Origin of the sequence: Paenibacillus pectinilyticus, from assembly GCF_001700435.1 — a bacterium.
Classification (GTDB): domain Bacteria; phylum Bacillota; class Bacilli; order Paenibacillales; family NBRC-103111; genus Paenibacillus_E; species Paenibacillus_E pectinilyticus.
The window spans coordinates 104,705-124,263 of sequence record NZ_LYPC01000025.1 but is presented as its reverse complement, the minus strand read 5'-3'; the positions used below and the strand labels follow the sequence as shown (position 1 = coordinate 124,263).

Annotated in this window: 21 protein-coding genes; all 21 read right to left on the bottom strand. The window is 44.1% G+C overall.

Annotated elements, in window-relative coordinates; translation table 11 throughout:
* Positions 1-253: 253 nt before the first annotated feature.
* The 21 genes from fliT to A8709_RS20355 all read right to left on the bottom strand — a co-directional run bounded on the left by fliT (position 254) and on the right by A8709_RS20355 (position 19,397).
* Positions 254-583: a flagellar protein FliT gene (fliT, locus tag A8709_RS20455; RefSeq protein ID WP_065854583.1), complete on the bottom strand. Its 330-nt coding sequence runs from the start codon at positions 581-583 to the stop codon at positions 254-256.
* Positions 576-959: a flagellar export chaperone FliS gene (fliS, locus tag A8709_RS20450; RefSeq protein WP_065854581.1), complete on the bottom strand. Its 384-nt coding sequence runs from the start codon at positions 957-959 to the stop codon at positions 576-578. The genes fliT and fliS overlap by 8 nt, the downstream gene beginning before the upstream one ends.
* A 44-nt stretch (positions 960-1,003) precedes the next feature.
* Entirely contained in the window at positions 1,004-1,375 is a 372-nt protein-coding gene (locus tag A8709_RS20445; protein ID WP_065854692.1) for a flagellar protein FlaG, read from the bottom strand.
* 51 nt (positions 1,376-1,426) lie between these two features.
* Positions 1,427-3,466 (bottom strand): flagellar filament capping protein FliD, encoded by a 2,040-nt coding sequence (gene fliD, locus A8709_RS20440; protein ID WP_065854579.1) that lies wholly within the window; start codon positions 3,464-3,466, stop codon positions 1,427-1,429.
* Positions 3,467-3,646: 180 nt separating this feature from the next.
* The gene (locus tag A8709_RS20435) at positions 3,647-3,838 is read right to left on the bottom strand and encodes a YjfB family protein (protein ID WP_065854577.1); all 192 of its coding nucleotides are present in this window, start codon (positions 3,836-3,838) and stop codon (positions 3,647-3,649) included.
* A gap of 99 nt (positions 3,839-3,937) precedes the next feature.
* Positions 3,938-5,578, bottom strand: a complete 1,641-nt coding sequence (locus tag A8709_RS20430) for a flagellin N-terminal helical domain-containing protein (RefSeq protein ID WP_065854575.1) — start codon at positions 5,576-5,578, stop codon at positions 3,938-3,940.
* Positions 5,579-5,789: 211 nt separating this feature from the next.
* Positions 5,790-6,014 (bottom strand): carbon storage regulator CsrA, encoded by a 225-nt coding sequence (csrA, locus tag A8709_RS20425; protein ID WP_065854573.1) that lies wholly within the window; start codon positions 6,012-6,014, stop codon positions 5,790-5,792.
* 12 nt (positions 6,015-6,026) lie between these two features.
* Complete coding sequence (fliW, locus tag A8709_RS20420) at positions 6,027-6,470, bottom strand: flagellar assembly protein FliW (protein ID WP_065854571.1); 444 nt, start codon at positions 6,468-6,470, stop codon at positions 6,027-6,029.
* Between the two features lie 97 nt (positions 6,471-6,567).
* The gene (locus tag A8709_RS20415; RefSeq protein ID WP_065854569.1) at positions 6,568-7,137 is read right to left on the bottom strand and encodes a DUF6470 family protein; all 570 of its coding nucleotides are present in this window, start codon (positions 7,135-7,137) and stop codon (positions 6,568-6,570) included.
* 13 nt (positions 7,138-7,150) lie between these two features.
* Positions 7,151-8,047 (bottom strand): flagellar hook-associated protein FlgL, encoded by an 897-nt coding sequence (flgL, locus tag A8709_RS20410; RefSeq protein ID WP_065854567.1) that lies wholly within the window; start codon positions 8,045-8,047, stop codon positions 7,151-7,153.
* A 32-nt stretch (positions 8,048-8,079) separates the two neighbouring features.
* Positions 8,080-9,654, bottom strand: a complete 1,575-nt coding sequence (gene flgK / locus A8709_RS20405; RefSeq protein WP_065854565.1) for a flagellar hook-associated protein FlgK — start codon at positions 9,652-9,654, stop codon at positions 8,080-8,082.
* Between the two features lie 35 nt (positions 9,655-9,689).
* The gene (locus tag A8709_RS20400) at positions 9,690-10,187 is read right to left on the bottom strand and encodes a flagellar protein FlgN (RefSeq protein WP_065854563.1); all 498 of its coding nucleotides are present in this window, start codon (positions 10,185-10,187) and stop codon (positions 9,690-9,692) included.
* A gap of 33 nt (positions 10,188-10,220) precedes the next feature.
* Entirely contained in the window at positions 10,221-10,490 is a 270-nt protein-coding gene (gene flgM / locus A8709_RS20395; protein ID WP_065854561.1) for a flagellar biosynthesis anti-sigma factor FlgM, read from the bottom strand.
* Positions 10,491-10,600: 110 nt separating this feature from the next.
* On the bottom strand, positions 10,601-11,017 hold the full coding sequence (locus tag A8709_RS20390) for a TIGR03826 family flagellar region protein (RefSeq protein ID WP_065854690.1): 417 nt from the start codon (positions 11,015-11,017) through the stop codon (positions 10,601-10,603).
* A gap of 117 nt (positions 11,018-11,134) precedes the next feature.
* Complete coding sequence (locus A8709_RS20385; protein ID WP_065854559.1) at positions 11,135-11,899, bottom strand: ComF family protein; 765 nt, start codon at positions 11,897-11,899, stop codon at positions 11,135-11,137.
* A complete protein-coding gene (locus A8709_RS20380) occupies positions 11,896-13,740 on the bottom strand; it encodes an ATP-dependent helicase ComFA (RefSeq protein ID WP_065854557.1) in 1,845 nt (614 codons plus the stop codon). Before A8709_RS20380 ends, A8709_RS20385 begins: the two co-directional genes overlap by 4 nt.
* 51 nt (positions 13,741-13,791) lie before the next feature.
* Complete coding sequence (locus A8709_RS20375) at positions 13,792-14,187, bottom strand: glycosyltransferase family 2 protein (RefSeq protein WP_065854555.1); 396 nt, start codon at positions 14,185-14,187, stop codon at positions 13,792-13,794.
* Between the two features lie 81 nt (positions 14,188-14,268).
* On the bottom strand, positions 14,269-14,994 hold the full coding sequence (locus A8709_RS20370; RefSeq protein ID WP_065854553.1) for a response regulator: 726 nt from the start codon (positions 14,992-14,994) through the stop codon (positions 14,269-14,271).
* A complete protein-coding gene (locus A8709_RS20365; protein ID WP_084225207.1) occupies positions 14,972-16,159 on the bottom strand; it encodes a sensor histidine kinase in 1,188 nt (395 codons plus the stop codon). The genes A8709_RS20370 and A8709_RS20365 overlap by 23 nt, the downstream gene beginning before the upstream one ends.
* A gap of 96 nt (positions 16,160-16,255) precedes the next feature.
* Complete coding sequence (locus A8709_RS20360; RefSeq protein WP_244163267.1) at positions 16,256-18,886, bottom strand: stalk domain-containing protein; 2,631 nt, start codon at positions 18,884-18,886, stop codon at positions 16,256-16,258.
* A gap of 193 nt (positions 18,887-19,079) precedes the next feature.
* Positions 19,080-19,397, bottom strand: a complete 318-nt coding sequence (locus A8709_RS20355) for a hypothetical protein (RefSeq protein ID WP_065854549.1) — start codon at positions 19,395-19,397, stop codon at positions 19,080-19,082.
* Between the last annotated feature and the right edge of the window lie 162 nt (positions 19,398-19,559).

Below are 19,559 nucleotides of genomic sequence, written 5' to 3'. Positions count from 1 at the left end.
AAGTGCGGAATTTGTAGAATCCTGTCATGACGGGCTTTTTTACATTTTATTAACAAAGTTGTCCACAGGTTTATGCACATTGTCCACAGGTCTGTTGTGGGGTTTTCGGGATAACTCGAAGAGTGCCTTGCTGTTTATTCACATCTGGGTTCCATAACAGATTGTTTATCCACGGAATCCTGTTCTCGCCTGCAGATAACCTGGGATAAATGAAAAAACCTTCTGCCGCGGCAAAAGGTTTCTGTGGATAGAACTATTTCTTCTTATCAAAAAAGTAGCTGTCAGCCGCATACGTGGGGTCATAGGCCGATTTTTGGATACGTGCACGATCCATCTTCTCCATACCGACCGACGCTTCATCCTTCAGCATCTGCATGCGCGCTACAATCCTATCGTCATGCTGAAGAATTTCTTTGATCTGTATCTTTTGCTGATCTGTATATCTCAGGTCCAGTGACTGTAATTGACTAGTTATCTTGCCTCTGCGTTCAACAAAGTCTTCCATCTGGTCGTAGCCCAAGGAATCCAATCGTTCGATCACGTCTAGCGTCATTTGGTGCAATTCATCTAACAAGTTATCCATGAGTAGCGCCAACGGACAGCTTGGCAGCCTGTAGCCACGTTTCCTTCAACTCTTGCAAATAGCCCAGTACTTCCTCTGCCGGTTCCGCTTGCTTCTTCGTGTTGGCTTCCACGAGGCGAAATAAGAAATAGTCATATAAAGGTAGAAGTTGGTCTGCTACAGCTGCTTTCTTATCCAATGTGATAACAAACTCTTGGATAATATCTTGCACCTTAACAAGAAAATGATTCGCATCCTGATAATTCTTCTGGTGGATTGCCTCGATGGCTTGTTTACAAAAACGAATCGCACCATCCGATAGCATGATGAGCAGCTGAGCTGGGCTCGCTGTTTGGATTGAATTTTGCACATATTTATTCTGCTGCGCCGAAATCATTTAAATTACCCCCTAATAATAGCCTTTACTCCATCTAAATCGACTTACGCGCGTTCGTCTACCATAGCCCCAGCAGTTTCCCATACCTTGGCCAAGAAATCAAGTGACTTTTCATTCGGAATTTCGCGGATAACATTACCAGTGTCTTTATCTAATACTTTAACAATAATGTGCTTTGTTGCTTGGTGTATGGAAAAATCTAGCGTAGTAGAGGTTCCTTCCACAGCTTTAATTGCACGTTCAATTGCTTTGACTAGCTGCTGTTCACTGATCGGGATATTCTGACCCTGCGCTTGTGCTTGCTTCAAATCCTTGACACTCTGAATGCTTTCCGAACTTGCCGAACCTGAGACTTTGGGCGTTACAGGAGCCTCGATATTAGTAGGCTTGGGAATATTCCCGACGGGTTGGTTCATACTCAAGTTAATGACCTCCATATTATATACTAGAATCAGAGTGAACTCGAATTATTGACTAGAAGAGTTTTGTGTGAGATAGGCACTTTGTGAATTATATTTATTCATTGCAGTTTCCATAGCAGTAAACTTGGCATAATAGTTCTTCTCTTTGGCATTTAAGCGATCTGTTTCTGTGGATATAAACGTGTTGGTTTGAGTAAGAAGCTTTCCTACAAAACTCTGATCAGTAGGGGCATTAGAGGAAGACCCTGCTTTACTCACTAACTTGGTCATCGCAGATTGAAAATCGTCATACAGCCTAGAAACGACCCCTTGTTTGGCATTCGATGTCGTATCGGTCGAAGTTTGTGAGAACAAGGATTTCACAGCGTCTGGATCAGCCTGAATTGCTGCACGGAGCTTTGTTTCATCAACGTACAATTTACCTTTATCCGCATAACTCGTTGAATTTATACCAATGGATGCTAGTGAATTATAAGTACTTCCATTGTCAACCTTAGATGTCATGTCATTTCTAATTTTGGTAGCTAATTGCTTAAGAATACTGTCATTATTGAATAAACCACTCTTTGCTTTCGTTTCCCATGCTGTAATTTGCGTTTCAGACATGGCTGTTCTTTGGTCATCTGTTAATGGTTGATAATCTTTATAGACGGTCTCGTTAACAGCCGTATTGATTTTAGACAGCATGTCATTATACTTGCTTACAAAATCGGTGATATTTTTAACTTCAGCGTCAATGTCCTTTGTTATGGTAACAGTTTGAGCTGTGGCATTAACATTCTTGAGGGTGTAGTTTACGCCCAGAATTTTTAAACTGTTCGAGGTTGATGTAAGATTTGTACCGTTAAAATTTATTTTGGCATCCTGCGCCACATTGGGATTATTTGGATCTGTAACACCAGTACCTACGAAATTCCCTAAATCTGTTGCCGCGTGTGAAGCTATATCAACTGAGAAAAGGTTTGCTACAGCATCCTTCAATGTTCCTGTACCAGCACTGATCGCGATTGAGCTGGAAGGTCCAGTTGATTTAGACTTGAAACTAATGTCAGTACCATTTGTAGAAATATCGACCAAGTCGGAAAGTTTTGTAGTACCACTCGTAACACTTTTAAGACTGTTTACAACATCGGTTAGCGACTTACCGGTCCAATCTTTCTGTAGTGCTGCTGCAATATTAAAGGCTGTGCCGTCAACCGTAATACTTGCTCCGTCTGTGGCATCACTTGGAGTGTTCATTTTAACTAAACCACTGGACCCTTTAACATAATTAGGATTCGTTGTAACGTTAGTGTCTGGCACACGAGTTGCACTTGTTCTTTGCACTGTTACATAAGCCGCAGAAACCTTACTAAATCCATTTGAATAATCTCCGTCTGCCGAGTTATTAAAACCAAGTGTACTATCCAAAAGGGCTTGGCCTGCTACAAAAGATGCAGTGGATTCAGGTGTAGGCGGAACTTTATCTGGCGTTGCATTAATTGTTAACTTCGTCAAGGAACCTGTGTCTTTCGTTTTCACGATAAATTGCTTAAGAGAAGAATCGTAGACCGCTTTTACCCCAAGGCTATTGCCCGAACTATCTTTTGCCGAGTTTATTTTAGCTAATACGTCTGTGATGGTATCTGTCTTGGCCACAGCAATATCGGCCGAAACTTGGGTACCCGTCGAATTAGTAGCTTTGATAGTAATGGATGTAGCCGTGTCCGTTAAAGCTTTGGTCGTATCAATGTCAACATTAGACTTCATCGTAGCAGACTGTGCAAGATTTGTGACCTTATAACTATAGGTTCCTTCTATAACATCTGACGAAGCTATTCCGCTTAAAGAATTAGAATCCGAAGTAGTGGTTGCAAAGGTATCATAGGATTTCGATAGTTTCATATTAAATAATGTGTTCGTCCGGAACGAAAACATATCTGTATTCCATTGGCGATAGCCATCGCTTTGCCAGGTTAAGGTTTGTAACTTTTGCTTTGACTTAATTAAATTGACACTTTCAGCCGCCATCAACTTCTTCACTAGCGAGTCGGTATCTAACCCCGATACCATGCCACTTATCCGATTTACCGATGTTGTACTCATAGCTCATTCCTCCACTTTCCTCATAAAAATAACAAACTTCCCCGAAAAAGAAATCTCTACTCTATATATCGGATGCAGTAACCCTATTCTTAATAGGGAATCTATAAAGATAACTCCCGTAGTGTCAAAATAAAAAAGTGACTCCTACATTCAGGAGCCACCTTTATTTTAAAATCTTTATTAAACCTTCAGATCGATGCTACCGCCAAGATGCGGCTGTACAAACTGCTGCAGAGCACTCTGGCTAAGCATTTCCGTCATGTTAGTTGCATTTGTTTGAGCCGAATCCATAGCCAACTTCAATACAGACAAACTTGCATTTTGCGCTAGGCTAGATTGGCTCATTACCATTGACATTGCTGCGATATCCATGATGTCTCCTCCTTTCTTCGTAAATCTTCCTTTTAATTTAGCACATCCAACAATAAAAAAGAGACCCTAGATAAACTAGAGTCTCCTTTCTGAAAAAGATTAGCCACGTAGCAATTGAAGTACGCCTTGTGGTTGTTGATTTGCTTGTGCTAACATAGCTTGAGCAGCTTGAGCCAAGATGCCGGACTTGGATTGGTTCATCATTTCTTTCGCCATGTCCACGTCACGGATACGTGATTCGGCAGCTGTCAAGTTTTCATTCGAAGTGTTCAAGTTGTTGATCGTGTGTTCCAAACGGTTTTGCAGAGCACCCAGCTTAGCGCGCTCGGAGGACACGCTCTTAGTTGCATTGTCTATTGCTGTAATTGCATTTTGTGCACCAGCAGCAGTAGAAATGTCTAAACCGGAAATTCCTAGTGCAGCAGAACGCATGTCATTGATACCGAAAGTCAATGTTTGATTTTTATTAGCACCGATTTGGAACGTAATACCGCCGTTTCCAGCTGCAGAAGTTTGAGCATTGCTCAATCCCAAATCAGAAACAGCCGTTTTACCAGTTTGATCTGCCAACGCGATATCACCCGATGGGCTGCTGATACTAAAGCGACCATCATCTGATGCAGATACTGTTACTGCCTGAACAAAACCATCTTGACCTGCCGTTTTACCAGTACTGGTATTGTAAGAAGTAATAGCTGCATTAATTGATGTTTGTAAGGCTGTAGCAGCAGTAGCCATCGTAGCACCGTTTGCAACTGTCAATGCACCGGATTGACCAATCAGTTGACCGCCTAAGGATACATCGAATTTTGTAGCAGCAATAGCTGTACCATTGTATTTGCTAGTACCTACATTAGCTGCTGCTGAAACAGCACCCGCAGTGTCAGATAGGAATGTTGCTCCGACAGAAGTCGCGGCAGCTGCAGTTGTAAGAGTTACCTCAGATTTAGTTCCTGTCGTACCGCTAGTTAAAACCATTTTGTTAGATGAATCCGCATATCCAGTGACATGAGCAATGCTCTTACCGGACTGATCAATAGCTGTATTAACAGCATTTACAATTGTGTCACTAATATGTTTGATTGTATCAGCTGTTGCACCACTTAAATCAGATTGCATCAGAGCTTGATCTGATTTACTCAACAATGTATCCCAGTTAACATCAATTTTTTGACCATCAACTGTAAGTGTATCAATACCCATTGTTGTAGCAGACATATCAGTATTAATTGCTGTACCAGAAGTCATAGCACCTGCAGTCAGTTTAGCTACAATAGAACCAGTTGTGCTATTTAGACCAACAGCTGCACCTGAAGATTTTTGGGAACCATCAAGCAGGTTCTTTGTATTGAATTGAGTCGTATTACCGATACGATCAATTTCATCTTTAAGTTGGCTTACTTCACCTTGCATTGCTTTACGATCATCATCAGTGTTCGTTGCGTTGCCAGATTGTACAGAAAGTTCACGCATGCGTTGCAGAATGTCATGAGTTTCATTCAAAGCACCCTCAGCTGTTTGGATCATGGAGATACCATCTTGAGCGTTACGGGAAGCTTGATCTAAACCGCGGATTTGGCCGCGCATTTTTTCGGAGATTGCTAGACCAGCTGCATCGTCACCTGCACGGTTGATGCGAAGACCGGAAGACAATTTCTCAATGGATTTAGATTGGTTGTCCGTGTTTGTGGACAATTGACGGTAAGTGTTCAAAGCTGTTACGTTGTGATTAATTCTCATTTAAAATTCCTCCTTGAATTGTGTGTTATCCACTTCCATGTGGATTAGCGCTTCTTCCAGGTCGGCCGCCCTTGGAATCGCCTATACTTATATATCGTCAGGCTACTCTTTTTTATGAAGTCCTAATTTACCGAAATTTCGACATATTTCACTTATAACATCATAAAAACGAGCTATTTCTCTGCTATATGGCTTGTTTTCTCTATTTTTCTCATTTTTTGAATAATTCATTGAGATCTTTAAAGTTCGATGCACTACCTAAGGCTTCCTTATTCGCTTGTTGAATCGATAGATAGACCTCTTTACGATACACTTCTACTTGCTTAGGCGCAGAAATCCCAAGACGGATTGTATCTCCTTCTATCCCTAGTACCACAAGTTCAATATGATCGCCAATCATGATGACTTCACCTTTTTTACGCGTAAGAACGAGCATGCCTGTCACCCCTTATTTAGCTTCGGAGGTATCCGAAGGCGCTATTTTATGTTTCGCATGGTACGAAGAATTATGAAGGATGACTTGCTTTCCTACTCTCGTGTTTACGTTTACGATAATAGGAGCTAATAAATTAACGCTGGTATCTTGAATATTTTTATTCACAGTAACAACCGACCAGACAGCCACATCGTCCGTACTTTCAATCTCCATTTCTGTAATGACGCCTTCTGGAATTTCAAAGTCATAATCCGGAAAGAACATAAATGGATTGGTCACGACAAGTGCAATATCGCCATCATCTACGCTTTGTAAAAAGAAAAATGCTGACTCAGCATCAGGTTGTATAAACATATACCTCAGATTGTCCTCGAACCCTGGAATGCCCTGATGGAATGTGAAAATTTCCTGCTCTTCAACTGTTAATTCACCGAATTGTAATGTCGTTAGCAACATATTCTGGCAACTCCCATCCCGTCTTCGTTTTACATACACAAAAAAACTATAGATTATTCAATCTACAGTTCTGACTATACCGCAATTTGCTTAACATTTAAACTTTGGTATCAATTTCTGGCGGAATCATCTCCGCTTTAGGATACTGCTGTACATAGAAAGACACCTTACCAGGCGTATACGAAATTTCCGGGAAATGCGGGGTCACTTCTATGCTAACATGACCTGGGTTAACCTCGATTTCAACCTTATGAGGCGTATAATCCAAATCAACGTTATCATACGAAGCTTCGCCGAGATAGTTCATACTGCTAGGCTCGAATGCTCGCTCCGCCGCCATATCGGCGATCGGATTGCCTCCTTTTTCAATGGCTGCAAGCCGATTACCTTTCGCTACAATACTCGCGATACCCTGTAAAGCAATATCCTTAGATTGGCTATAGATACGATTCATGAAGGTTATATTACTTCCGATTCCTAATGCATCCCATGCCCTGCTTTGATCAATATGAATTTCCCCCTGCGGGGAGCTCATCTCTATCGTCGTGGGCGTTGTATGCATCTCCATCGTCGGCTGGGGCTGGCGAATATCCCACTGTCCGCGCTGAATATCGATCCCCATTTTCGCAGGTTGAATATCAAGTCTAATTGGTGGAATGGCAGACATGATCTAAACCTCCTTATTTGAGGAAATCAACAAGACTTGGACGAATAATCTGAGAGCCCACAGACAAGGAAGCCTCGTACACATTCTGTGCCGTTTTCAGGTTGGTCATCGTTTCCGCAACGTCAGCGTCTTCCACTTTCGTTTGAAGGGACTGGAGGTTAGAGTTGATATCCTCGAGACGGCTTTTCGATAAATCTACACGATTCATCTTGGCGCCAACATCCGAACGAATGCTCAGAAATTTGTCCATTCTTGAATCCAATTGCCCTAAACTATTACTAATTCCTGTAAAGTCACTTGTACTAATCGCCCCAATAAGATCTTGCATAACTTTAAATACATTATCACTCTCCGTCGAGCTACCAAACACCTGAGTCCCCGTCACATTGACAGGCAGTTTCACACCTGCACCAATCTCGAATTGAACAGATGCGTCATCAACATCCACTTGACTCGCATTTGCTTCTGTATAGGGAGCGACATCTGTCATCTGACCATTGAACACGTGCTTGCCATTAAATTCGCTATTACCGAGACTTACTAACTGACTATATAATTGTTTCATTTCACTATTGATAGAGTCTTCAGCTGTTTGAGGATTTGTTCCATTAGCCGCTTGTACGGTTAACTCACGTACTCTCTGAAGAACCTCATTTGTCTTATCTAATGTAGAGTCTGTGTAACTTAACCATGAGGTCGCAGATTCCGTGTTCGCTTGATACTGATCATTCGCCGATAACTCACTGCGATATCTCATAGCAAAGCTAAGTCCAACCGGATCATCCGACGGCTTATTGATTCTTCTTCCTGTTGCAAGCTGATTCTGATAATTATCCATCCGGTTGAGATTCGTACCCAGGTTGCGAAGCATCTGCGTATTAATCATCGTCTGAGTAATTCTAGTTGCCATATCTCCCTCTACCACCTTTCACTCGAAAAATATTATCTACCGACTGTGCCCATGCTGTTAATCACTTTATCTAGCATTTCATCAAAAGTGGTTAGCGCTCTGGCTGCAGCATTATAAGATTGTTGGAATTTAATCATGTTGGCCATCTCTTCATCCAAAGATACGCCGCTAACAGACTGTCTTCTCGAATCTACTTGATCGACTAGCGCTTGTTGATTCGTCGTTTGTCTAGTAGCCTCCTGGGATTGAACCCCAAGTTGTCCAACAATCGCACGTAGGAATTCATCGAATGTACCGTTCGTTAAAAGCGGTGTTCCGTTGGCATTAGGATCAAAGTCAAACTTCTGATTTTGCATACCAGCTAATGCTAAAGCAATATCGTTGTTCCCTCTGACTACTTTAGTCTTGCCATCTGTGTCCACATAGGTACGAGAGGAAGCCGCGATATTGGCTACTTTCTTCACAATGTCAGGATTGACGGTAATACTGTCTGCCGTAAAGTCCGTAGCTCCTTCTTTTAGAGTAAAGAAAGGAATGCCGCTTTTCGGAGGATCTTCGAGTGTATACCCTAATTGGTGCATCCCATTGATGCCGTTCACGATTACTTTGGTATCGGCAGCTAATGTGCCCGAATACGAATTTCCATCTGCGCCTGTGAGTGTCGTACCTGGTGGAATCACTGAGCCTGCAGGCAGCGTAACAGGTACAGCACCTTGTACGAGTGATTTGACCATAGAATCAAATTGGAACTTGTAGCTCGCCACATATTGATCGCGGGAAACAAACATGCCGTAGATCTCACCGCTTTGCAAATCTCCCGAACCCAAACTAGCGCTGAGAGAATCTGGGGTAAGCTCTGTTGACACATTAATTCCGTTTACCAATTCGGTGCTTCCCATCTTCAGCGTATATCCACCACTCGTTTCTGTCGCTGAGACGTTCACAATTTTGGATATATTATCTACGAGCAGATCCCGCTGATCTCTTAGGTCATTGGCGTTATTGCCCAAACCTTCTGTTCGGAAAATCTCTCTATTCAGATTCGCCACTTGCGTCAGCATCGTGTTCACTGAACCAACTTCAACAGAAATATTATCTGTAAGATCATTCTTTAGATCATCCAGTTGTTTCCCTGTATGGTTGAGTGCATCCGTCATCGCCAGAGCCTTCTCCTTAAGAGCAGCACGGGCTGTCAGATTATCCGGCTCCTTACTCACATCCTGCCAAGCACTCCAGAACCCTTCGATAACTTGTCTAACACCCGTATCTGAAGGTTCATTCACGATAGCTTCTAACTTCTCTAACGTATCTTTGCGAGTGTTCCACTCACCTAATGTTTTGTTCTCATCATAAAACTGCGTATCCATAAATTTCTCACGTACACGCTTAATTTGATCAAACTCTACACCTTGCCCCATTTGACCGGGTACGGTGCTTCGTTGCATGCTTGGAGCTTCTAAAGGTGCCGACGCCACGAAGTTTACAACTTGTCTGGAATAGCCTTGTGTATTCGCATTCGAAATATTATGTCCTGTCGTTTGCAGCGCGGCTTGCTGTGCAAACAGACTTCGTTTCGATATTTCGATCCCCGTAAATGTTGATGTCATTTGGAATCTCCCCCATTCTTACTCTGTGCCTCATACTAAGCCCTAGTATCAAAAATCCCTGAACGTATGTCACTCTTTTGCTGCGCAGGATTGCGGTATACGATACTATCATCCGAAGGTCCGAGGACCAGATCGATCGTATAATCAATAAAAGAAAGGGATTGATTGATCAGCTGTTGATTTGTTTTATTCACATCGTGCAATTGACGCAAGACCGGCATTAAGCGGTTATGCGCTTGCAGGAGAGCTTGTTTCTCCTCTGCTTTAAAAATAAGTTTAATAAGATCGCTTACTGTTATCTTAGGATTCGGATTATATCCCCGAGATATTAAGTAGTTGCTTATTTCCAAAAGTCGCTGTTGGTCAAGTTCGACAACTTTCCTTACCAGCTTACTTTCTTTATTTACAATTAAGTTCAGTTTCTCAACATCATTTTTCACAAGTAATTGCGTCTTTTCCTCAGAAAGTACCAATAAGGACTCATGGGTCTCAAGCAGTTGCTCCATGATGTGAATTAGCTCTTGAATTGACACCAGCAGTCACCCTCGTTTTCGTGATTTCGTTCATTACTTTAAATAAGGCAGTAACTTCTCAGCAATTTTCCCAGCTGCCACATGATACGTTCCTGACGCGACAGATGCTTTCAATTGTTCGATGCGTTGGGACTGCTCTTCCGTACGAATGCCTTGAGCACCTAATAATTCCTTCGCTTCAACCGAGATTTCAACTTGATCCTTTGCCTTACCCTTCTTCGCAGCAGCTTGCGCGAAAGTGGCGTCGCCTGTTTTCTTGTACGGATTCACAGCGCCTATGCGCCCATTATCATTAATTTTCATACCGATACACTCCTATGTTCACTGACCTAAAAATAAAAAGCCGATAATCGTTAGAACTATTATCGGCAACTTCTATATGAAACTTTATATCTCTCTAGACCTAATTCGAATTATCGCTTATTTTTGAGTCGATCATGAATGTTATAGGTAACTTTTCCGTCCTGCTGTCTACGTTCTTCATCTCGACGCTCATCTTCCTCGTTATTCCGAACATCCTTAACGAGCTTCTGACGACAAGACTCACAAATCGTGTTCTCACGAATCAACGTCCCACACATCTCACAAGGATAGGACATATTCGGTGCATTATAGATGGAAATACGCCCTTCTCGAATGAACTTAGAGATCTGCTTAATCCCTACTCCCGTCGCTTCGCTTAGTTCATTGATGTTGACTCCCTTATTCTCACGCAGGTACTTCACACATTTCTCGTAATGCAGTTCCTGCTCCTTCATACAATTCGGACAAAGTTCTACGAAGCCCTTTACGAATATCTTCCCACAACGTGGACAATTCGCCACATTCATACCCATTGTATGGCCCCCTTTAGAGTATTCCCAGTTTCCACTTTTTAATTCCAGTTTACCGCAATTCGACAGGTTTTGCCTATCCTTATTTTTAGGGTAATAGCAGGCTAGACCTAATCACCTTGCCCACGTCAGTCCATAAATTTCGACAGGTATCGACATATGCTTTTTTAACGTCATCGCGCATTGATTCATCGTGCTCCCAGTTGTGTACACATCGTCAACGATATAAATGAGTACTTTTGCCCCTAGAGCATCTAAATTGCGTTGCCCTTTGGTATCCATTTCAAAAACGTCAGCAAGATCATCGATCCGTTCATTTCGTTTCTTAAAGCTCTGTTTATCCGTGTGCTTTGCGCGATTCAATAAGTGTACAACCGGGAGACCAACACGCCCGCCTAACTCTATAGCCATTTGCTCCGCTTGATTGAATCCCCGCTCTTGCATGCGACGCTCACTTACAGGCACATAGGTGATGCAGGCTCTCACTTGCTCTAAACCCGCTTGTGATGCTGCTTTCTCCAACTGCAAAAGCTGAAATGCGTGTACCAGCATATGGCCTAAGACTCTCTTCAACCGCTCATCTCCGCGATATTTGTAACGCGCCAAAAGTTCCTTCATCGTATCCTCGTAATGGACGGCACTACGGCTTCTAGTAAAGTGGGTATGCGGCTTCCGCCTGCAATCTGGACAATACGCCCCTCGCCCGCAAAATGCACAGTGCACCCTCCGAATCCAAGGTATTCGTGAATAACAAGCATGACATAGACCCAGCTCACCACGCGCTAGGCTGCTCATCTGATTACATAATAGACATGCTTCTCGCTTCGGACTTAGCAATGCGAATACGGCATCACTAACGCCCTTCCACCATGAGCTCACGAAACTCCTCCTTGTAAAAAACCTTGTTTACGCGCAATGCGATTCATCGTTCGAATCTGTCGAACTGCTTCTTTTTGTGATTTCGTAATTTCTGCTGCGGCCAAATATACTTTTCCAAACGGATCATCCTTGGATCTGCCTGCACGTCCTGCCATTTGGACAAGTGCTGCTTCATCAAACAACTTGGAGTCCGCATCTAAAATGAAAACATCAGACTGGGGCACCGTCACCCCTCGTTCTAGGATAGTTGTCGTGACAAGTATTCGGATGTCACGATTGCGAAAAAGCTGCACCTTCTCTGTACGCGATGAGTCCTTAGAGGAAGTACCTTCTACACGGATTGCAGTCATCTGATTTTCATGTAGTTTGTTTCTCAATAATGAGACCATCGGCTCAACGAGCTGGATATTTGGGACAAACAGAAAGACCTGGGCTCCACGTTCTATGGAAACGAATAAGCGAGATTTAATGGATAAGGGAATGGTTTGTGTTGTGATGAACTTTCGGACTGTAGGGGTAGAAATCAATTGGGGAACAGGAAGTGGATGTTTGTGATACCGCACGGGGACGCGCACATGGGGCAGACGCCCACGTTCAGCGGCACGCCGGATCGCGGTTGGCGGTGTAGCTGACAGCAGGATGTTCGTCCCGCTTGGCTTACACACTTGCTCAGCCGCATAGCTGAGCATGGGGTTGTTATGATACGGGAAAGCATCAATTTCATCGATGATGACGAGGTCGAAGGCTTGATGAAAGCGCAACAATTGGTGCGTTGTTGCGATCGTGATCTGCCCCTGCTCCCAGCGCTGCTCGCTTCCCCCATACAGCGTGACCACGCTGTAACCTGCGAACGCCCGCTGGATGCGCGGCTGCAGCTCCAACACCACGTCCTTGCGTGGTGTGGCAATAAGCACCCGCCCGCCACGGGCGGCGGTGTAGTGAATGAACGGGAAGATCATTTCGGTCTTCCCGGCGCCAGTAACCGCCCAGATCAAGAACTTTCGCGGACTGGGCGGACTGCTCTGGATATAGGTCAGCCCCTCAAGCGAAGCTTGGGTCTGAGCATCACTCAGTCCCCACGGTTCGATATAACCGCTCAAATCTTCAACGCCATCGGATGCCACTTCGCCCGTGCCTCCTACCACAAGCAAAGAGCATGAACGGACACGTCCCAGCGTGAGACACTCCTCGCAGTAAGGACAGGCTTGTCCGCAGGACAAGCAATCTGTCCAGAACATTCGTTCTCCCCCGCTGCCACAGCGCTTGCACGTGTAGCGTTCCACCCTCCTGAACCCTCGGCGCCACTCCCGATGCTCACGAATGCGTAAGCCATTCGTCAATGACACATCGCCGTTGAGGTGAGCAAGCTGAAGATACGCTGGCCACAATACGTCCACGCCCACAAGATCATCTCCGACTGCTTCAATTAACTGCTGAAGCTCCTCTACCAGTAAAGCTCGTCCGCGACAAGCTTCCACAAGCTTGATATAGACGCCTGTGTGCAGCTTCAAACCAGGCACCTTAGTGCGACACCAATCCTCATAGGTAAACGTGGTCGTCCGTGGGTCAGTGATGTTCGCTAGGCCGTAACTAGCTGCCGCACGCTGGAGTTGCACAAGCAAATGACTCTCATTCACATTGGCACCCGCGTTAACTGGCTTCTTCCTAAGCTCTTCGAGCAATCGTGTTCCTTGCCCTAAAGAAATAAAAGGTTCGAACAGTACGAGGCCGGCGTCGGCTGCGTAATGTTCGAACCAATATTGACGATCGATTTGGGCGTGTACCGTTAATCGCCATTCCCAAACTTGTTTCTTCCGAACGGCATAGATCTGAATCTTCATTCCTCACCGTACTCTCTTCCTAACATGATTTGCTTTCCAAAGCATTTACCCTTAGATGACAGGAACTTTCACAAAATCCTCCCTGTTACTAAGATGAACAATCACGACGGGATCTTCGTCATGTTGACTTAGAAAACGGTCAACCGCATCATAATCAGACTGCACGCGCAGCTCAAGCGAATATGTTTGAGATAAACGCTCGATGATGGCTCTCGTATCGTCGGACGACCCCTCGTCAATAACCGTTGCCGTGACGTGGCTGCCTTTTACACGTGAAAAGAAAAACAACGAGCGGATGATCCACTCAATCTGATTTTGATTATTTTTGGTAACGAGCAAAATAGAAGCCGGTTTCTTTGCATTCCCTTTTCGGGAACCAAATAAGAGATGCAGCATGATAATGCTCACGCCATAGCAACCTAAGATACAGAGCAATCCAATCCACATAGCGGGTCCCTCCCTTACCTGCAGTGTATGCGGCAGAGCAAAGGGGGGTTCCTATTCACATGACCATGAGAGCTTCCAACCTTACAGGGTTACCCAACCATTTTTGATAGCAATAATAACGGCTTGCGTACGGTCATCAACTTCCATTTTTTGGAGAATGCTGCTGACGTGGTTTTTCACCGTTTTCTCACTGATGTAGAGGAATTCGCCAATTAACTTGTTGCTTTTCCCTTCAGCCATTAGGCGAAGCACTTCTGCTTCCCGTTTAGTGAGAGGGCTATTTGCATTATGTATATATTTCAGACCCGTATCCTTGACGCCCTGGCCTGTACCGACTACACCAACATCGTCCAGATACGTCATACGTCTTAGTTGATTAATCAGCTTACCTGTTACTTTCGGATGAATATAAGCGTGACCTGCAACAACGGAACGAATCGCATTAATCAGCGACTCCGCTTCCATATCCTTAAGTAAATAACCAGAAGCTCCTTTGCGAAGTGTCTCGAACACATAGCTCTCATCATCATGAATGGAGAGAATGATGACCTTGATTTCGGGAAAGATTAGCTTAAGGCGTTCTGTTGCAATCACACCGTTCTCAAGGGGCATGTTAATGTCCATAAGAACGATATCTGGCGTGATCTGATTACACAGTTCAATAACCTGAATGCCATCGCCACACTCACCGATAACTTCCATGTCATCTTCCATATTAATGATTCGTTTAACACCTTCGCGAAAAAGCTGATGGTCGTCTGCAATGACTATATGTACATTGCGTTTATGACTCGCCGTGTTGTCCATTCTGATTTTCCTCCTTGTTCTCTCCAACGCCGCCGATAGGGATGAGCATCGTGATTTTTGTCCCTGAATCTTTCTCGGACTCCAGAACCATAGTCCCTTCTAGCAACTCCACACGCTCACGCATTCCCAGTAAACCAAAGTTATTGCCCTTGGCTATTCTTAGCTCTGTTAGCGGCACATCAAAGCCGATCCCGTTATCTACAACGTAGATTTGCACCTGATCCGGCTCTAACGTAAGTTCAACAGACAAGAAGGTTGCTTTGGCATGCTTATTCACATTTGATAAAGCCTCCTGCACCAAGCGGAAAATAGCAATTTCAAGCCCAGATGGTATGCGAGTCTCTTTCCCAACTAAATTGAATTGTGTGTGGATTCGATATTTTTCTTCAAAATCCTGCACATATTTCCGTAATGTAGGTACAATCCCTAAATCATCGAGCGCCATTGGCCGAAGGTTGAAAATAATTTTCCGAACCTCCTCAAGGCCACCTCTGACTTGTCCCTTCAGATCGACTAACTCATCTTTCACAGCAGTCATATCTTCCTTTTGCAGCATGCGTTGGGCAATTTCTGTCCGCAACACGACATTCGCTAAGGTCTGGGCCATGCCATCATGAATTTCTCTTGCGATTCGTTTCCGCTCTTCCTCCTGGGCCAAAATAATTTTCAACCCTAGGAGTTGGCGGTTCTTAGCGGACTCAAGAATGCGTGTTACCTGATTGAGATCCCCTGATAAGTATTCCAAAGCAACATTCATCTGTGAGACAATCGTCTCGGCACGCTCTACCTGCTTGCCCACATTCTTCATGCGAACCTGCAGGTCATTGCGGCGGATCTTGAGATTATTCTCTTTTTCCCGCGCAACCGTTAGCTGTAATTGAAAAGCGATAGCGGCTTCATAAGCAATCTTGATATCTTCCTCACGATACTTGTTGAAATCACGACTGACTTCCGTGAGTCGGATCCGCGACCTCTTGTATTCTTTTTCTAGCATATCCACGAGATCAATCGTAACACCCGTCTCATGCTTAATCTCATTCAGCTCTCGAGCAAGGGACTCTTTCTCTAAGCGTGACGACTCAGCAATTTCAAATAATTGATATTTGCTGCTTTCCATGACGTTAATGGCGTTGGTAATGACACGGTCTATAGCGTCTGGTTGCACATGAAACGAGCTCCTTTTATTAAAACCATAGTAGTAATTAGTCTACCCCATATTGTAGCATAGTTCTTGCCGTTTGCCGTGTACTTCTAGTACTATTTATTCAATAGAAATCCCGTAATTCTGGGGATCCCAGCCTACTTTGAAGCCCAATCTCTCAGAAATGAGCCGTAATGGGACCATGGTCACATTATTCATGATGGCTGGCGACACCTCCGCCGTGACACGATCACCATTTACAAGCAGATCCGCGTTTCCAATCCATAGGTCAATTAACTTGTCACCACGTAGAACAGTTACCTTCCGTTCTTTGTCGTCCCACTTCACACTACCACCCAAAGCCTCCGTGATAAAACGAATTGGAACCAACGTATTACCGTTCACGATCGTAGGCGCTTGCTCGAGTGTCATCGGTTTACTGTTCAATGTTGCTTGCTTATTGTTGACTGTTAGTTTAATCGCATTTTTCGGTAAAGTCGGAAGTTGTCCTTTATAAATGAATGAAATGTCATCAATATTAATTTTCCCTTTGGCGGCTCTTTCATCCTGTCCGTTGGCTGGATTAGCGACATAAACACTTTTCACAGAAATCGGAGACTTCAGACCCGACACATCCGCCGTCACTTTGCGCCAGCCTGTCCAATTCATATTTTCTGTAAAACTTACTAAATTCAACTTTCCGTCCCCATCAATCACTTCCGCACGCACCCAGTTGAAGCTGCCATCACCGAATACTTTCGCCGTGATAAATTGCGGTTCACCTGCGATTGGGGCCCCATTGCCATTGTTAAAACGCGCATAAGCCGCTTTGGTACCCATCCCTTTTGTGAAATCATAAGCGATTTCGAGGTTCTTGTTCCCATTATTTTGAGCGATATTTACGGAAGAAACAACCTCAGCAGGATAACGATCTCCCGTTGTCATTACCGCATAGCTATCTAAATCATACCAAACTTTTTCCTGTCCGACTGGCAAAGTTACCATCGTGCTGTAACCATCATATCTGGCAATAACCTGAGCTGATTGCGATCCCGCGGCACTATCGACATGCAGGACACCATTCGTAATCGACCCTTTAACCCCGCTAAGTTCCCATGTTGCTGAGGATGCAGGCAAGTCTCGTGTTGCTCCACTACGCGTTGTAACCGAAATCGGCAATTTGAAATCGCCACCCTCTATCACCGAAAATGGCCCCGAGCTGAAAGCCATCGACGTAATTTGATCTCGTCCGACAACTTCCACATCCATAGTCGCAGAACCCTTGCCTGATTTGGCCACGATCTGCGTTTTACCTGTCATTGTTGGTGTATATATATTGCCATTGAAGGAGCCATTCGCCATCGTGCTGCTCCATTGTGGAACAATACCATTTGTACTAATCGGATTATAATAATCATCATAAGCTTTAAATTGATAAGTGCTGGATTCATTCATGAATAATAAGGTTTGCCCTTGTAAAATAAGACCTTTCAACTCGCCTTTTGGTGCTGTAGAATAGACGCCCAATCCATTTGCAACCGCGCGCTGATTGCCATTCTGCGTTTTGTTCACAAGCTTAGGGTCCACATCGCCTAACGGTCTAGACACCATCTGTGTCGAGCCGCCGCCATCCAATACCATGCCGCGCCAAACGCCTGCATCAATCATGAACTGTTGAAGCTCTGGGAGCGTCATACCGCTGCTTGCTCCACTGCGATCGGCTGTAATAATATAGGCCTTCTTCAAATCCTTCGAATACCCAACAGCTGTCCGGGAAAGCGGACTATATCCGTTAAAATCATTAATATTCCGCGTAAAATAGCTCGGTTTTGCTTCATCAACCAGCAAAGTGCTGCCGCCGATGAGCATTTTGAAGTTTTTCCAATCATACGTCTTGGAAGCATCATGAGGAATCATGTCATATTTGGTCGTAATCTTATCTCCAACCTTAAGGTGATTCACAATAAATTCACGGGCCAAACCAGAACCTCTAAGAATATATCCATCTGCTGGAGCTATCATTTTCACATTCGTATCTACCTGAATTTCCTTCACGATATCATTCTGAATAAGCGCCTCAGTCGGAACATGTGTACCGTCAACCGCACGCTGTGTCATTGCCCAGGCACTCGTATAAAGAAACAGGCCATCCGCGATCATCGGCACATCATTGTCATCCCAGTAGAACGTTTTGTTCACGCCACCTAGTTCGAACGAAGTCCCATCCTTAGCCGTTACCTTACCCTGAAAATCGAAAATATCAATAATTGGCTGATTCGTCTTCGTTATCGCAAAAGAATATAATCCCGATATCTTTGCTGGCGTTGCCATCACCTGGCCATTCGTGATTTGCGCACCTTCAGGTACACCCTCTGCCTGCGTGTTATAGAAGTCGCCATTCACACCAGCTACAGCGCCTGTATCCTTCACCATGCCAAGGACACTCTGGTTCTTCGTAAACTGGTTGTTCGTTCCGGCCATCGCGTCTATCTTCACGTTCGGGTTCGTCAAATCTACCTCAATGACGTTGGCATTCACCGAAACTTCTTTATTGCTTCTCGTCGTTGTCCATACATAATTCTTCATAATTGCGCCTGATGTAATGATATCTTGCGAGCTCAGCGTTAGCTTCGTTCCCGCGGCATTTACCGTCGTTCCTGCCACTAGCTGCCACACCAAAGCGCAAGCCAGCGCAGCTGCTGCTACCTGCTTCTGAACCGTCATGCTGCTTGTCCACTCCTCTTTTTTCATCTAAGTCTAGTATCTATCTTTAAGGCGATAACTATATAGACTCTTAAACTATGGAAAAAGTTACGATATTGCCCATGTTGTATTCATACGTCGCTAAATAACCCCCGCTGGACTGCAAACGAAAAAAGAGCAAAACCCGACCGGGGTCTGCTCTCTGCTTGAGATGCTTGGGATCTATTTATTATATAAACACTTAGATAATTTTCTTTAATTTCGCCTCTTGTTCAATCGAGCGGGCCGAGAGAAGCTCAATAATCCGATGTTGTTGCTCTTGAACATTTTCCAGTCGCTTCACGATTTCATTCGTTTCTAGCACAGCTTGTTTAATTTGGGTTTGTTCTAATTCTAGTCTGTATAATCGAGAGTCCATCGCATCTAATCGCGAATCCACTCCACCTAACCGAGAATCAATGCCATCTAACCGAGAATCGATTCCATCTAACCTTACAAAAACTGGTGATAATTCTGCTCTCAGTAACGCGGCCATTGATTCCTTCATTGCATTATCCAAAATATCGCTCTCCCTTCGTATACCGACGCAGAACATATCTAAGACTTATCATAGCATAATTCCCTATGAATTAGCATCAGTTGACATATACTTATTCTACCATAGTATATATGCAAAAGAAAACAAAAATAATTACTAAAGTAAAATTAGTGAGTAAAATAA

Coding starts and splice junctions, on each gene's coding strand:
- fliT (WP_065854583.1), bottom strand. CDS start 583: ATGGATAACTTGTTAGATGAATTGCACCAAATGACGCTAGACGTGATC.
- fliS (WP_065854581.1), bottom strand. CDS start 959: ATGATTTCGGCGCAGCAGAATAAATATGTGCAAAATTCAATCCAAACA.
- A8709_RS20445 (WP_065854692.1), bottom strand. CDS start 1,375: ATGAACCAACCCGTCGGGAATATTCCCAAGCCTACTAATATCGAGGCT.
- fliD (WP_065854579.1), bottom strand. CDS start 3,466: ATGAGTACAACATCGGTAAATCGGATAAGTGGCATGGTATCGGGGTTA.
- A8709_RS20435 (WP_065854577.1), bottom strand. CDS start 3,838: ATGGATATCGCAGCAATGTCAATGGTAATGAGCCAATCTAGCCTAGCG.
- A8709_RS20430 (WP_065854575.1), bottom strand. CDS start 5,578: ATGAGAATTAATCACAACGTAACAGCTTTGAACACTTACCGTCAATTG.
- csrA (WP_065854573.1), bottom strand. CDS start 6,014: ATGCTCGTTCTTACGCGTAAAAAAGGTGAAGTCATCATGATTGGCGAT.
- fliW (WP_065854571.1), bottom strand. CDS start 6,470: ATGTTGCTAACGACATTACAATTCGGTGAATTAACAGTTGAAGAGCAG.
- A8709_RS20415 (WP_065854569.1), bottom strand. CDS start 7,137: ATGTCTGCCATTCCACCAATTAGACTTGATATTCAACCTGCGAAAATG.
- flgL (WP_065854567.1), bottom strand. CDS start 8,047: ATGGCAACTAGAATTACTCAGACGATGATTAATACGCAGATGCTTCGC.
- flgK (WP_065854565.1), bottom strand. CDS start 9,654: ATGACATCAACATTTACGGGGATCGAAATATCGAAACGAAGTCTGTTT.
- flgM (WP_065854561.1), bottom strand. CDS start 10,490: ATGAAAATTAATGATAATGGGCGCATAGGCGCTGTGAATCCGTACAAG.
- A8709_RS20390 (WP_065854690.1), bottom strand. CDS start 11,017: ATGAATGTGGCGAATTGTCCACGTTGTGGGAAGATATTCGTAAAGGGC.
- A8709_RS20380 (WP_065854557.1), bottom strand. CDS start 13,740: ATGAAGATTCAGATCTATGCCGTTCGGAAGAAACAAGTTTGGGAATGG.
- A8709_RS20375 (WP_065854555.1), bottom strand. CDS start 14,187: ATGTGGATTGGATTGCTCTGTATCTTAGGTTGCTATGGCGTGAGCATT.
- A8709_RS20370 (WP_065854553.1), bottom strand. CDS start 14,994: ATGGACAACACGGCGAGTCATAAACGCAATGTACATATAGTCATTGCA.
- A8709_RS20360 (WP_244163267.1), bottom strand. CDS start 18,886: ATGAAAAAAGAGGAGTGGACAAGCAGCATGACGGTTCAGAAGCAGGTA.